At 60.2% G+C, this 14,188-nt stretch carries 13 protein-coding genes; 9 read left to right on the top strand and 4 right to left on the bottom strand.

Annotated elements, in window-relative coordinates; genetic code table 11:
• Window positions 1–327 precede the first annotated feature (327 nt).
• Window positions 328–828 (bottom strand): thiol peroxidase, encoded by a 501-nt coding sequence (gene tpx, locus ACF8FG_RS13550; RefSeq protein WP_014590693.1) that lies wholly within the window; start codon window positions 826–828, stop codon window positions 328–330.
• Window positions 829–1,377: 549 nt separating this feature from the next.
• On the opposite strand from tpx, the gene ACF8FG_RS13545 reads away from it, so the two are divergent.
• From ACF8FG_RS13545 to ACF8FG_RS13535, 3 genes are read left to right on the top strand one after another with little or no spacing between them, the layout of a single operon-like run.
• Window positions 1,378–2,433 (top strand): SagB family peptide dehydrogenase, encoded by a 1,056-nt coding sequence (locus ACF8FG_RS13545; protein ID WP_041166954.1) that lies wholly within the window; start codon window positions 1,378–1,380, stop codon window positions 2,431–2,433.
• A gap of 3 nt (window positions 2,434–2,436) precedes the next feature.
• Entirely contained in the window at window positions 2,437–3,363 is a 927-nt protein-coding gene (locus ACF8FG_RS13540; protein WP_076403170.1) for a diiron oxygenase, read from the top strand.
• Window positions 3,360–4,547, top strand: a complete 1,188-nt coding sequence (locus tag ACF8FG_RS13535) for a Bcr/CflA family efflux MFS transporter (RefSeq protein ID WP_041166953.1) — start codon at window positions 3,360–3,362, stop codon at window positions 4,545–4,547. The genes ACF8FG_RS13540 and ACF8FG_RS13535 overlap by 4 nt, the downstream gene beginning before the upstream one ends.
• Before the next feature lie 71 nt (window positions 4,548–4,618).
• Here the strand turns inward: ACF8FG_RS13535 and ACF8FG_RS13530 are convergent, their stop codons facing one another.
• The 3 genes from ACF8FG_RS13530 to ACF8FG_RS13520 form a co-directional block, all read right to left on the bottom strand.
• Window positions 4,619–5,899, bottom strand: coding sequence for a serine/threonine transporter (locus ACF8FG_RS13530; RefSeq protein WP_014590691.1), 1,281 nt, complete (start codon window positions 5,897–5,899; stop codon window positions 4,619–4,621).
• A gap of 384 nt (window positions 5,900–6,283) precedes the next feature.
• Entirely contained in the window at window positions 6,284–7,480 is a 1,197-nt protein-coding gene (locus ACF8FG_RS13525; protein WP_003247729.1) for an aromatic amino acid transaminase, read from the bottom strand.
• A 163-nt stretch (window positions 7,481–7,643) separates the two neighbouring features.
• Complete coding sequence (locus tag ACF8FG_RS13520; RefSeq protein WP_014590690.1) at window positions 7,644–8,669, bottom strand: Ldh family oxidoreductase; 1,026 nt, start codon at window positions 8,667–8,669, stop codon at window positions 7,644–7,646.
• Window positions 8,670–8,811: 142 nt separating this feature from the next.
• Here ACF8FG_RS13520 and ACF8FG_RS13515 point away from each other — a divergent pair, with 142 nt between their 5' ends.
• From ACF8FG_RS13515 to ACF8FG_RS13490, 6 genes are all read left to right on the top strand, one after another.
• Entirely contained in the window at window positions 8,812–9,684 is an 873-nt protein-coding gene (locus ACF8FG_RS13515; RefSeq protein WP_012052078.1) for a MurR/RpiR family transcriptional regulator, read from the top strand.
• 22 nt (window positions 9,685–9,706) lie between these two features.
• Window positions 9,707–10,459 (top strand): transporter substrate-binding domain-containing protein, encoded by a 753-nt coding sequence (locus tag ACF8FG_RS13510; protein WP_014590689.1) that lies wholly within the window; start codon window positions 9,707–9,709, stop codon window positions 10,457–10,459.
• 169 nt (window positions 10,460–10,628) lie between these two features.
• Window positions 10,629–11,348 carry an ABC transporter permease gene (locus ACF8FG_RS13505; protein ID WP_003247720.1) on the top strand — a complete coding sequence of 240 codons (720 nt, stop codon included), beginning with the start codon at window positions 10,629–10,631 and terminating at the stop codon, window positions 11,346–11,348.
• On the top strand, window positions 11,345–12,055 hold the full coding sequence (locus tag ACF8FG_RS13500; protein WP_003247716.1) for an ABC transporter permease: 711 nt from the start codon (window positions 11,345–11,347) through the stop codon (window positions 12,053–12,055). The genes ACF8FG_RS13505 and ACF8FG_RS13500 overlap by 4 nt, the downstream gene beginning before the upstream one ends.
• A 16-nt stretch (window positions 12,056–12,071) precedes the next feature.
• The gene (locus tag ACF8FG_RS13495; RefSeq protein ID WP_014590688.1) at window positions 12,072–13,316 is read left to right on the top strand and encodes an FAD-binding oxidoreductase; all 1,245 of its coding nucleotides are present in this window, start codon (window positions 12,072–12,074) and stop codon (window positions 13,314–13,316) included.
• A gap of 22 nt (window positions 13,317–13,338) precedes the next feature.
• Window positions 13,339–14,121: an amino acid ABC transporter ATP-binding protein gene (locus ACF8FG_RS13490; protein ID WP_010954443.1), complete on the top strand. Its 783-nt coding sequence runs from the start codon at window positions 13,339–13,341 to the stop codon at window positions 14,119–14,121.
• Window positions 14,122–14,188 lie beyond the last annotated feature (67 nt).

Here is a 14,188-nt window from a genome sequence, read left to right as displayed (position 1 = left end):
GAATGACGACTTGGGGAGGATGAACGATAAGCACTGCCATCGTTTTAGCAAAGGGCCTTTACCAGAGGTTTACCTTTGCCTGACGTTGCCAAGAGGCGGAATTTTAAATGAAAACGGCCCGGAACGTGTTCCGGGCCGTTACAGGGTGTTGCTTGGAGCGGTGGCGGGCCTGAAGGTTTCCATTACCTGTGCCGGCCTCTTCGCGGGTGAACCCGCTCCTACGGGGATGTCACAGCCTTTGAAACCTGTGCCGCACGTTGTAGGAGCGGGTTTACCCGCGAAGGGGCCATCACAGGCTACAGACGCCCGCCCTGCCCCACGCAATCCTTACTTCAGTACAGCCAGCGCCGCGTCGTAGTTCGGCTCGTCAGCAATTTCGCCAACCAGTTCGCTGTGCAGCACCTTGTCGTTCTCGTCCAGCACCACCACGGCGCGGGCGGCCAGGCCGGCCAGCGGGCCGTCGGCGATGGCTACGCCGTAGTTTTCGAGGAACTCGCGGCCACGCAGGGTCGACAGGTTCTTCACATTCTCCAGCCCTTCGGCGCCGCAGAAACGAGCCTGGGCGAACGGCAGGTCAGCCGAGATGCACAGCACCACGGTGTTGGCAACGTCGCTGGCCTTGGCGTTGAACTTGCGCACCGAAGTGGCGCAGGTCGGGGTATCGACGCTTGGGAAGATATTCAGCACCTTGCGCTTGCCGGCGTAGTCTTTCAGCGACTTGTCAGCCAGGCCTTCACCTACCAGGGAGAAAGCCGGAGCCTGGGCGCCGGCCTGTGGCAGGTTGCCGTTGACCTGGACCGGGTTGCCTTTGAGAGTCACTTGAGCCATGACGAAATCCTTATGCGGGGTTTGAAAAGGACACTGAGTTAAGCATGAAGGCAGCCGGGTGCCTATGGGGGCAGGTGAAATTGTTCCATTGCCGGACGATTTTTGTGGACAAAAAATGCCGATAGCCGCGGTTATGGCCAGTTGCTTCACAGTTCACGACCGCCCATCCACACCTCCCACTCCGAGTGCGGAGCACAGTGAGCTAATTGATATGGGCGGTACAACGCTGCTCCCAAAATCGCTGTGAGGTTTGTGCCAGAGGCTTTACGACGCAGTTGGATTGGCACCTCGTGACTATAAGGGTAACAAATCCTACAACTTCATCGGAAGTTTCGCTACAAAGTTTGCCTTGTACATCTTCAAAGTGACGCTAACATCAGACAAGTCGCAATACCGCGACGCACAAATGGAGATTCAAATATGAAAACCATCAAGATGGAGTCTACAAAACTGGCCAACCTGGCCCTTCTGGTCAAAAAGAGCCAGTAAGCCTTAACCGATGAATGCTGAAGCGCAGTGCCGGCCTGCGCTTTAGCCAAAGGAGGAAAAATGGTAAGCAGAGACTGTTTTTTTATCGCCAAGGATAACGCTCTGATCTGCTGGGACTTCAACAATCACAAGCAGTATGAACTTTCAGCCGAGCACGCAGAAAAACTGATATCGATCATTTACGGCCACCCCTGCAATGACCCAACTGATCCCACACTCAAAGATCTGAAGCGCTGCGAGATAATCACTGACCGCACAACGAATGAAAACGCTTGGGGATGGGACATTCTCTCTAGAATCTTTCATATTGGAACCAAAAACATACCGCTAGACGATCAACCAACCAGTACGCATCAATGGGCCAACCAATACCTGGAACATTGCAATGAAGTATTGAGTGAAATATCTCCTGCCGCCGCCGATGAGCCAACAGCAGGCATCCAACTGCCAACCACAAGCAACGCCAGTGAGTTCGATAAAATTCTCGGGCGGCGGGCAACCGTGAGAAACTTTCATCGCTCATTAATTCCAATAGCTGAACTAGGGCAAATTTTACACCACACGCTAGGCTTTATTGACACTCGAGCCCTGGATCATGAAGAAGGAGGGATTGAGCAATTCAACAAGCGGCGTTGCAGCCCATCAGCAGGAGGATTGAATGCCACCGAAGGCTATGTATACATAGCGAATGTCGAAGGTATAGCGCCAGGAATTTACCGGTATGACCCTCACATGCATCAGTTATACTGGCGTAATCCGCTGCCTCCAAGATTGGGTGACTTGCTCTCTGGACAACATTTCGCCAACGATATACCAGTGGGATTATTCCTTACCTCCAGATTCGATAAATTGTGGTGGAAGTACGAACATTCGCGTGCTTATCGGATGGCACTGATCGAGATAGGCCATGTGGCACAGACCTTTCAGCTGGCTGCTACCGCCTGCGGAATGAATACCTGGCTAACTGGCGCATTGAATGAGTGCTTGATTGAACCACTGCTGAACCCTATAAACGCGAATGAGCAGGTCCTTTTCTTTGTCGGCTGCGGCTACAGTGATGGGTCCGCCATTCCCGACTGCCTAAAGTCCATCTTGAAAAAAACCGAGGCGAGCTGACATATGAACAAGTTAGCCAACCGCAGTATAACTTTGTTTCGGAATTGGCACTCCTCCAGCGCTGTCCGTTCGCGACCCTACGCCTATCAATTCACAAAAGCGGATTTCGCTCAGACAGACCCCGGCTTATGGTTCCCCATCGCACTCAGTCCAGCACTGGCTCATGATGCAATAAAATCCCTTCCCAAAAAAGAATTGCTGATCGCACATGCATCTCATCTAGTATATTTTATGGACTATACCACAGCACTAGAGATGACGCATGTCAATGAGGCTGTACGTTGCATTGTAACTGGAAGCCTGAAGAAATACTTTGAGAACAATGAGCGCCGCATCGCTTTAAAAATATACGCGGATGAAGCGTATCACGCATTATTTTCAAAAGATATTGCAGATCACGTAGCACAGCATTTCAACTTAGTACGCATCAGGCCCGCTCGCCTAGATAGGCTAGATCGTGTTATAGATAAAAGCCCTCCCGCGTTCGAATGTTTAACCCGCTTCTGCATCGGATTTGTGTCAGAAACCTTGATCACTCACGAACTCCTTAAGTTATCTAGCGAGGCGCTCGTTGGCCCAGTGACGAACATGCTAAGGGATCATTTGCATGATGAAGGCCGCCATGCAGTCTTCTTTTCCGAGTGTTTCGTCAGCTTGTGGCGAAATATTTCCAAGATGGAGAAGGACTATGTGGCTCAAATTTTACCTGAGGTGCTCATAGCTTTTTGCCAGCCCGACCTATCATGCTTGCGAATGCTACTCAGAAACCGACCAGACCTAGGAGACGAAATTTCTGCTTATATGGAGGCAAACTGGACGATCCGAATGATCGAGATTTGCGGGCCGACACTTCGAGCAATTCAGCACACTGATTTGCTGGATGATGAAGGCTATTTCTTGCAATTCCAATCGGCGGGGTTGATAGCATGAACCGCCCCACTGGTTCGCTTCGGCGCCACCTGTGCTCGACGTTGCTGATTTTGTTAAGTCTGCTGGGTGTGTTTCCTCTGGACGTGATCCTCCCATCATTCCCGGCGCTCTCAGATGAGTTTCGGGTCGACACAAAACAGATTGCGTACTCAGTGAGCTTTTTTGCTGTCGGTGTGGCCATGGCGCAAATCGTGATCGGCCCACTGTCGGATGGCATCGGGCGCAAGCGTTTGTTGCTCGCTGGGTTGAGCGTATCCATTGTGGGGGCGCTCGGTTGCGTATTTTCAACCCATTATGAAACGTTCATGGCCTTTCGCTTGGTGCAGGCCCTGGGTTGCGGCAGCCTCGTGCTAGGCCAGGCGCTTGTGCAGGACCTCTACAGCGGTACACAACGCAATGCCATGCGCATCCTGTTAACAAGCGCGAGCGGGTTGTTCATCTCACTGTCACCGCTGGCAGGTGCCTTTCTTCAACAGTCCTTTGGCTGGAAGGCGAGCTTTACGGTATTCGTGATCATCGCTGCAATCGTTTCACTTTTATCGTGTGTGCTGCTCCATGACACACCTGCGTCGCATGGCCGAGCGCCAAGTATGTCCAGTTATCGGGTGATGCTGCGAGACACGGACTATCTCGCGCATTCCATGCTCTCCAGCCTCGCCTTTGCCTGCCATTTTTCCTTTATCGTCATAGCGCCCTTGCTGCTGATGGGCAGGCTGGAGCTGACGGCCTATCAATTCTCTCTGGTCTTTATCGGCTATGGGTTGGCATACATTGTCGGCGGCATGGCTGCGACCTACTTGAACAGTCGCGTAACCCCGCAAGCTCAAATAAAAGCAGGCTTGCTGCTTATAAGTACTGCGGGCATCACCCTTTTGATGTGGGAATGGGTGGCAGGTTTATCTGTGCTGGGGGTTCTACTGCCGATGATTGCCTGTACCACCGGGACAACCCTGGTACGCCCCGCCGCAACGACCCAGGCTTTGGCGCGCTATCCGCGTCAGGCAGGTGCGGCAGCGTCGCTCAATACGACATTGCTGTTCGCCGGTGCCGGTTTGACGAGCAGTGTGGTCGCAGGTTTGGAAAGCGAGCTACCGGCAGGCTTGGGCGTGCTGTTCGTGGTGGCCAGCCTGTGCGGAGGGTGGCTGCTTGCATGCACCAAGGACGATGGAATGCAACGCTGCTGAAACCTTGATCAGGCAAAAAAATGCCCGGGTGGCGACAAGCGACCCGGGCATTCTTGAATGAAACGGGTGAATCAGCTTAGAAGGCCGTACACCACCGAGGTCAGCGCAACCAGCCCGACCACAACGACGAACACGTTGGACGCCGCACCGCTGTATTTACGCATGGACGGTACACGGCGAATGGCGTACATCGGCATCAGGAACAACAGCACCGCGAGGATCGGGCCGCCGAGCGACTCGATCATGCCGAGAATGCTCGGGTTGAGCGTGGCAACGATCCAGCACACCACCAGCATCAGTGCGGCAACCACGCGGTCCAGGGCCTTGGCGCCTGGGCGCGCACCGGTTTTGGCGATGATGCCCTTCAGGCCTTCGCTGGCACCGATATAGTGGCCGAGGAACGACTTGGCGATGGCCACGAAGGCGATCAACGGTGCAGCGAATGCGATGGTCGGGTTGCTGAAGTGGTTGGCCAGGTACGACAGGATCGACAGGTTCTGCGCCTTGGCTTCGGCCAGTTGGGCGCTGCTCAGGGTGAGCACGCAGCTGAACACGAAGAACAGCACCATCACCACCATCAGCAGATGGGCACGACGCAGGATCTGGCCACTACGCTCATCGGCGTGCTCGCCGTAACGGCGCTTCTGGTCGACGGCAAAGGCCGAAATGATCGGCGAATGGTTGAACGAGAACACCATTACCGGAATGGCCAGCCACAAGGTGTGCAGGAAGGCCGAGGCCGGCGGCACCTCTGTGGCGCTGTCGAGAATGCCACCGGTCCAATGCGGCACCAGGTACAGGCCCAGCAACGCCAGCGCAACGATGAACGGGTAGACCAGCAGGCTCATGACCTTGACCGTGGCCTGCTCCCCGCAGCGCACGATGGCCAGCAGACCGAGGATCAGCACGAATGACAGGATTGCCCGTGGCGGCGGCTGCATGTGCAGCTGGTGTTCCATGAAGCTGGACACGGTGTTGGTCAGCGCCACGCTGTAGATAAGCAGGATCGGGAAGATGGCGAAGAAGTACAGCACGGTGATCGAGGCACCGGCGGTGATGCCGAAATGCTCCTTGACCACTTCGGTGATGTCGCTGCCATCGCGCCCGGAAAGGACGAAACGGGTCAGCCCGCGATGGGCGAAATAGGTCATCGGGAAGGCCAGCACGGCCAGGATCAGCAGCGGCCAGAAGCCGCCAAGGCCGGCGTTGATCGGCAGGAACAGTGTCCCGGCGCCGATGGCTGTGCCGAACAGGCCCAGCATCCAGGTGGTGTCGTGACGCGCCCAGGTGCCGAGGGCGGCGGGGGTCGATTCTGCAAAGCGTTGTTCAACGCTTGGGGCCTGCTCATTCATTCCGGGTGAAGCTCCACTCGCAAGACTGCAACAGGCTGAGAATGGCGAAATAGACGTTTCGCCCAACTCAACCGGAAAAGAGGGGCGCGATTGTGCACGGAAAGGTTGCACTTGCGAAGCCCTTTTCCGAGGAGCGGTTGCACTTGTCTTTACAAGCGGAAGGCACGGCTGGAGCCGTTCGATGGAATGTAGCGGCCTGGGGGCCTGTGGGAGCGGCCTGTGGGAGCGGCCTTGCGTCACTAAAGGGCCGCAAAGCGGCCCCAGCAATGTCAGCGGCAAAGCTGCAATCGTGGGGGCGCTCCGCACCCCTTTCGCGACACAAGGCCTCTCCCACAAAGTCCAACCGCGCCCCACAGGAGGGGCCGTGGCTGGTCCCTTGGCGAGTTACTTCTGAACGGCAGCGAACGCTTCGGCAACCCGTTGCAGGTTGGCCGGGCGCAGGCCAGACATGCACACACGGCCGCTGTCGATCAGGTACACGCCGAACTCGTCACGCAGGCGACGTACCTGCTCGACGCTGAAGCCGGTGTAGCTGAACATGCCGCGCTGGCGCAGGAAGAACTGGAAATCCTGGCCCGGCAGCAACACGGCCAGGGCATCGACCAGCGCCTGGCGCATGTCGAGGATACGCTTGCGCATCACTTCGACTTCTTCGGCCCACTGGGCATTCAGGCCAGCATCGCTCAATACGCCGGCAACCAGCTGGGCGCCGAAGTTGGGCGGGCTGGAGTAGTTGCGGCGCACGGTGGCCTTCAGCTGGCCAAGCACGCTCTGGGCAGTGGCCTCGTCATCGCACACCACCGACAGGCCGCCCACCCGCTCGCCATACAGCGAGAAGATTTTCGAGAAGGAGTTGCTGACCAGGCACGGCACGCCGGCACGGGCCATTTCGCGAATAGCGTAGGCGTCTTCTACCAGGCCTTCGGCGAAGCCTTGGTAGGCGATGTCGAGGAACGGGATCAGCTGGCGCGCCTTGACCACTTCGACCACTTGTTGCCACTGGTGCTGCTGCAGATCGGCACCAGTAGGGTTGTGGCAGCACGGGTGCAGCAGCACCACGCTGTTGGCCGGCAGGCTCTGCAAGGTGGCCAGCATGCCGTCGAAGTCCACGCCACGGGTGGCTTGGTCGAAGTACGGGTAGGTGTGCACCTTGAAGCCTGCACCTTCAAAGATGGCGCGGTGGTTGTCCCAGGTCGGGTTGCTGACCCAGACTTCGGACTGCGGGAAGTAGCGCTTGAGGAAGTCGGCACCGACTTTCAGGGCGCCGGAGCCCCCCACGGTCTGTACGGTGGCCACACGGCCGCCGGTCACGGCCGGGTGATCAGCACCGAACAGCAACGCCTGGATGGCTTGGCGGTAGCTGGCCAGGCCTTCCATCGGCAGGTACAGAGAGGCTTCGTGGTCCTGACCGGCAATGCGTTTTTCCACCGCATCCACCGCCGCCAGTTGCGGCACCACGCCGGCCTCATCGTAGTACAGGCCAATACTCAGGTTGACCTTGTCGGCGCGCGGGTCGGCCTTGAAGGTTTCCATCAACGAGAGGATCGGGTCGCCGGCATAGGCATCGACATGTTTGAACACAGCGTGCAGCTCCTTTGGATCAGGACGGTACGGAAAGTCAGCCCTGAGCATACCCGCAGAGCGGGCTCAGGAACATCCACTATTGTGCAAGGTTGTCTATGCAACATTGCATGACCGGGATGAGGGCTGGATTCTTTGCGGGTAAACCCGCGAACGGGCCAGATCAGCCAAGCAGCTCTTTCAGGCCTTGCAGCTCCTGCTCGGTCACCGCCACCCCCTCCTCCTCGGCCACCTCGCGCTCACGATAGCGCCGCTCACCCGGCATGCGGGTCAGCCCGGCAGCCTGCATCTGCTCCACCAGTTCGCGGCTGCGCTGGGCAAAGCGCTCGCCCTCGGCCTTGCCTGGGTCGATGACGATGATCAACTGCCCGGTCCATGGCGTTTTCGCCCCCGGATGCCCGGACCAATCGAACTCCCAGGAGAAATGACCGCCGGTCAGTGCCGCCGCCAGCAGTTCGACCATCATCGACAACGCCGAGCCCTTGTGCCCGCCAAATGGCAGCAAGGCGCCGCCTTCCAGAATCGCCTTAGGGTCGGTGGTTGGCTGGCCATCGGCATCCACCCCCATGCCCTCCGGCAATTGCTGGCCGGCACGCGCGGCAATCTGCACATCGCCATGGGCCATGGCACTGGTGGCCATGTCGAAAACGATCGGGTCATGCTCGGCGCAAGGCGCAGCAAAAGCGATGGGGTTGGTACCGAACAGCGGCTTGCGTGCACCATGCGGCACCACGCAGGTCATGCTGTTGACCACGCTGAGGGCTACCAGGCCCTCTTCGGCGAACGGCTCGACATCCGGCCATAGCGCGGCGAAGTGGTGCGAGTTGTGGATCGCCAGCACGGCAATGCCTGCGTTGCGCGCCTTCGCCACCAACAGCTCACGGGCCGCCGCCAGTGCTGGTTGGGCAAAACCGCCCGCAGCATCGACACGCACATAGCCGGCGGCCACGTCGCTGACCTGTGGCGTGGCCTGGCCATCGACCCAGCCGCTGGCCAACGTCGAGACATAACCGGGCATGCGGAACACCCCATGGCTATGGGCGCCATCACGCTGGGCGCTGGCGCAGTTGTGTGCCAACACCCGGGCCACGGCCTCGCTGCACCCATGGCGCTGGAAAATGGCCTGCAACAGGCTTTGCAGCTCGGTAAAAGGCACGCGCACAACGGTGCTGGTGGAAGGTGCGGACATCTGAAGCTCCTTGTTGATTTTGGAATGGCTACAGCGTTGCAACGACAAAAACTTTCCTTCATGTGACAGCAATCTGTCAAATATTGACTTGATGACAGAAAACATTCATTTTCTTCCCAAGCCTCACCCCTGGAGCCGCAGCATGAGCCAACTGATCAAGCAACGCCTGGAAAACAGCCTCGAAGGGGCCGCTGCCTCGGGTCGCAAGATCGCCACCTACATGCTTGCCAACCTGCACGAACTGCCGTTCCAGACCTCGGCCAGCATTGCCGCCAAGCTGGGCGTCAGCGAATCCAGCGTCGGGCGCTACTGTCGCTCACTGGGTTATGCCCACCTCAAGGCGCTTAAGCAAGACCTGCAGAACGACCTGGGCGATGGCCCGTGGCTGGTGGGTGATCGCTTGCAAGATTACCGCCAGAACCAGGACGCCAGCGACAACGCCGGCAGCCTGGAGCTGGAAATCGCCGCCCTGGTGCGCGTACACGAATACCGCCAGAGCCCCGCCTGGCACAACGTGGCGCAACGCCTGGCGAGCAAGCCGCGGGTGTTCATCGCCGGCTTCCAGACCGAGCGCGGCATCGCCATGTGCATGAGCCACCTGCTGCAATACCTGCGCGATGGTGTGCAACTGGTCGACATCAGCGCCGGGCACTTCGGCGAAGTGCTGCTGGGCCGCGCCGAAGACAGCGCCCTGGTGGTGTTCGAGGCACGCCGTTATTCCCGCCATGCCCTGATGCTGTGCCAGAAGGCGCGCGAGGCTGGCATTGCGGTCACCTTGGTGACCGACACCTTCTGTGACTGGGCGGATGCCAATGCCGACGAGGTGTTCCGCATCCCCACCGAGTTCAACCTGTTCTGGGAATCCACCTCGACGATGCTGTCGTGGGTGCATCTGATGGTCAACGAGGTCTGCAAGAAGCTCGGACCGGATGTTGAAAAACGCTTGGAAGCAACTGCCGCTCTACATAACGAATTCGTCGGCTACACCTCGTGGTCGACGGGCAAACAACAATAGCAAGAGTGCAATGAGGTGCGAGATGAACAAGTCCATGGCCTTGCTGGGTGCGTGCGCCCTGCTGCTGGCGGGTGCCGCCAGCGCTGAAACCCTGCGGTTCGCCACCGAGGGTGCCTACCCGCCCTTCAACTATGTAGACGCCGATAACAAGCTGCATGGCTTCGATGTCGACATCACCCATGCCCTGTGCGAACAGATGAAAGTCGAATGCACGCTGGTGGCGCAGGACTGGGAAGGCATCATCCCCGCCCTGATGGCGCGCAAGTATGACGCGGTGGTAGCGTCGATGATCGACACCGAAGAGCGACGCAAGAAGATCGCCTTCACCGAGCACTACTACCGCACGCCCCTGACCGTGGCGGTTGCCAAGGACAGCAAGATCGACAGCGCCCAGACCGACTTTGTCGGCTACACCGTCGGTGCGCAGTCTTCCTCTACCCAGGCCATCTACGCCGAAGACGTATACGGCAAGGCCGGTGCCGACGTGAAACTGTACCCGACCATGGACGAAGCGAACGCAGACCTGGCGGCCGGCCGCCTGGACGGCGTGATTGCCGACAAATTCCCGCTGCACGAGTGGATGAACAAGAACGGCGGGGATTGCTGCAAGATCCTTGGCGACGTGGCCGACACCAAGGCCGATGCCGCGATCGCTGTGCGCAAGGACGACGAAGCCCTGCGCCAGCGCCTGAATACCGCGCTGCAACAGATTGTGGCCAACGGCACCTACCAGAAGATCGCCAGCAAGTACTTTGCTTTCGATATCTACAACTGATCTTCAGGAAGTTGTGCGCCCCCCCTGTGGGAGCGGCCTTGCGTCGCGACAGGGCCGCGTAGCGGCCCCGGCAATCTCTGCAGTTGCATAAACCCTGGGCCGCTACGCAGCCCGTTCGCGACGCAAGGCCGCTCCCACAAGGCCGCATAACCTGCCCAAGAGGTTCGTCATGCTCGATCAATTGTCCTTGCTGTCTTTCGCCAGCGGAGGCTGGGGCCAGGCGTTGCTGGCCGGCGCGCTGGTTACTGTTTCCCTGGCCCTGGCCTGCCTTCCCATCGGCCTGCCACTGGGCCTGGTGGTCGCGCTGGCGGCGCGCTCACGCAAACGCCTGCCACGGGCCTGGGCCACCACTTTTTCCACCGTCTTCCGCGGCCTGCCCGAGCTGCTGACGTTGCTGATCATCTATTACGGCTGCCAAATCGCCGCACAGAAGATCCTCGCCGCCATGGGCTACCAAGGTGAGTTCCTCATCAACACCTTCCTCGCCGCGATGATCGCCTTCAGCCTGGTGTTCGCCGCGTTTTCCAGCGAGATCTGGCTGGCCGCCTTCAAGACCCTGCCCAAGGGCCAGCTGGAAGCCTGCTCGGCGCTTGGTCTTAGCAAGCGCACCGGTTTCTTCAAGGTGTTGTTGCCACAACTGACCCGCATCGCCCTGCCCGGCTTGTCCAACAACTGGCTGTCGCTGCTCAAGGACACCTCGCTGGTGTCGACCATCTCGCTGGTAGACCTGATGCGCCAGACCAACCTGGCGGTCAGCGTAACCAAGGAGCCGATGTTCTTCTACGGCGTCGCCTGCCTGGGCTACCTGCTGTTCGCGGCACTGTCCGGGCGCGTGTTCGCCTACATCGAACGGCGCAGCAACCGCCACCTGCAAGGAGCACGCGCATGAGCTTCGATCAACTGCTGGCAATGGTGCTTGACCCCGACCTGCTGGAACGCTACGGCCCGCGCTTCATCGACGGCCTGCTGGTAACCGCCAAGCTGGTGGCGATTTCCTTCAGCCTGGGTGCTGTGCTCGGCCTTCTGCTGGCCCTTGCACGCCTGTCTCGCAGCCTGGTGCTGCAGCGCATGGCAGCCGGCTACGTGTACTTCTTCCGCGGCTCGCCGCTGCTGGCGCAATTGTTCCTGCTGTATTACGGCCTGGGCTCGCTCAAAGGCTTCTGGCAGGACGTCGGCCTGTGGTGGTTCTTCCGAGATGCGTGGTTTTGCACCTTGCTGGCGTTCACCCTGAACACCGCCGCCTATCAGGCCGAGATCTTCCGCGGCAGCCTGATGGCCGTTGCGCCTGGCCAGCATGAAGCGGCGCGGGCGCTGAACCTGAAGCGCTCGACCACCTTCTTCAAGGTGATATTGCCGCAGTCGCTGCTGGTGGCCATTGGCCCGTTGGGCAACGAACTGATCCTGATGATCAAGGCCAGCGCGATCGCCTCGCTGGTGACGATCTACGACCTGATGGGCGTGACCAAACTGGCCTTCTCGCGCAGTTTCGACTTCCAGATCTACCTGTGGGCCGCCGTGCTCTACCTGGTGATCGTCGAACTGGTGCGGCGCCTGCTGAAACACCTGGAAGCCCGCCTGGGCCGCCACCTGAACTGACCGAAGGATACGTTTCATGCATTGCCAGACCCTTGTTCTCGGCGCCGGCATCGTCGGCGTCAGCACCGCGCTGCATCTGCAGGCACGCGGGCGCCAGGTAATTCTGATCGACCGTGACGAACCGGGCAGCGGCACCAGCCACGGCAACGCCGGGCTGATCGAGCGCTCCAGTGTCATCCCCTATGCCTTCCCGCGGCAACTGAGCGCACTGCTGCGTTACGGCCTGAACCGCCAGCCCGATGTGCGCTACAGCCTGGCGCACCTGCCCAAGGCCGCACCGTGGCTGTGGCGTTACTGGCGCCAGTCGGCACCCGGGCGCCTGGCCGGCGCCGCCGCCGATATGTTGCCGCTGGTGCAGCGCTGTGTCGACGAGCATGACGCGCTGATCGCTGCCGCCGGCCTGGAAGGCCTGGTGCAAGCCAAAGGCTGGATCGAAGTGTTCCGCGACCCCGCGCTGTTCGAGCAGGCAAAAACCGATGCCAAGGGCCTGAGCCGCTACGGCTTGCGCTTCGAAATCCTTGAATGCGGGCAGTTGCAGGCACGTGAACATCAGCTGGACGCCACCGTGGTCGGTGGCATCCACTGGCTCGACCCGAAAACTGTGAACAACCCCGGTGCGCTCACCCGTGGCTATGCGGCGCTGTTCCTGCAACGCGGCGGGCAGTTCGTGCATGGCGATGCGCGCAGCCTGCGCCAGGCCAATGGCCAATGGCGGGTAGAGAGCCGTCGCGGCCCGATCACTGCCGACGAGGTGGTGGCTTGCCTTGGGCCACAGTCAGCCGACCTGTTCAGCGGCCTGGGCTACCAGATCCCGCTGGCCATCAAGCGGGGCTACCACATGCACTACAGCACCCGTGACGGCGCTCAGCTGGAGCACTCGATCTGCGACACCCAAGGCGGCTATGTACTGGCGCCAATGGCGCGCGGTGTGCGCCTGACCACCGGCATCGAGTTCGACGCAGCCAGTGCACCTGGCAACCAGATCCAGTTGGGCCGCTGCGAGGCCCTGGCGCGCAAGCTGTTCCCGGCCCTCGGCGAGCGCCTGGACGACACGCCATGGCTGGGCCGCCGTCCCTGCCTGCCCGACATGCGCCCGGTGATCGGGCCGGCGCCGCGCCACCCAGGGCTGTGGTTCAACTTCGGCCATGCCCATCACGGCCTCACGCTGGGCCCGGTCTGCGGCCGGCTGCTGGCCGAGCTGCTCACTGGCGAGCCCCCCTTCACCGACCCCGCGCCTTACAGCGCGACCCGTTTCGACTGAACCCACGCGGGAGAACAACAAGATGACCGCACCACTGAGCCTTGCCACCCTTGCCCCCGAACCCGACCCGCGTCCGGTGCTGATTCGCATCGAAGGCCTCAACAAGCACTATGGCGCGTTCCACGTGCTGCGTGACATCGACCTGCAGGTGCGCGAAGGCGAACGCATCGTGCTGTGCGGGCCGTCCGGCTCGGGCAAGTCGACCCTGATCCGTTGCATCAACCGCCTGGAAGTCGCCCAGCAGGGCAGCATCCAGGTGGACGGCATCGACCTGGCGGCCACCACGCGCGAGGCAGCACAGGTACGCAGCGACATCGGCATGGTGTTCCAGCACTTCAACCTGTTCCCGCACATGAGCGTGCTCGACAACTGCCTGCTGGCCCCCACCAGCGTGCGCGGGCTGTCACGCAAGGACGCCGAGGAGCGGGCACGCATGTACCTGAGCAAAGTCGGCATCGAAAGCCAGGCGCACAAGTACCCCAGCCAGCTGTCCGGCGGCCAGCAGCAGCGCGTGGCAATCGCCCGGGCGCTGTGCATGAAACCGCGGATCATGCTGTTCGACGAGCCCACTTCGGCGCTGGACCCGGAAATGGTCGCCGAGGTGCTGGATGTACTGGTGCAGTTGGCTGGCACGGGCATGACCATGCTGTGCGTCACCCATGAAATGGGCTTTGCCCGGCAGGTAGCCGAGCGGGTGCTGTTCCTGGAGGGTGGGCAGATCATCGAGGACAGCCCGCCGCAGGTGTTCTTCAACCAGCCGCGCACCGAGCGGGCCAAGGCGTTCCTGGCGCAGATCCTGCACTGAATGGACCGGATGGGCTGGCGCGCAACTGTGTAGGAGCGGCCTTGTGTCGCGAAAGGGCCGCAAAGCG

It is taken from the genome of Pseudomonas sp. YQ_6 (assembly GCF_043103245.1).
Classification (GTDB): domain Bacteria; phylum Pseudomonadota; class Gammaproteobacteria; order Pseudomonadales; family Pseudomonadaceae; genus Aquipseudomonas; species Aquipseudomonas alloputida.
The sequence above is the reverse complement of the archived record's forward strand: the minus strand, read 5'-3'. Positions and strand labels throughout refer to the sequence as shown.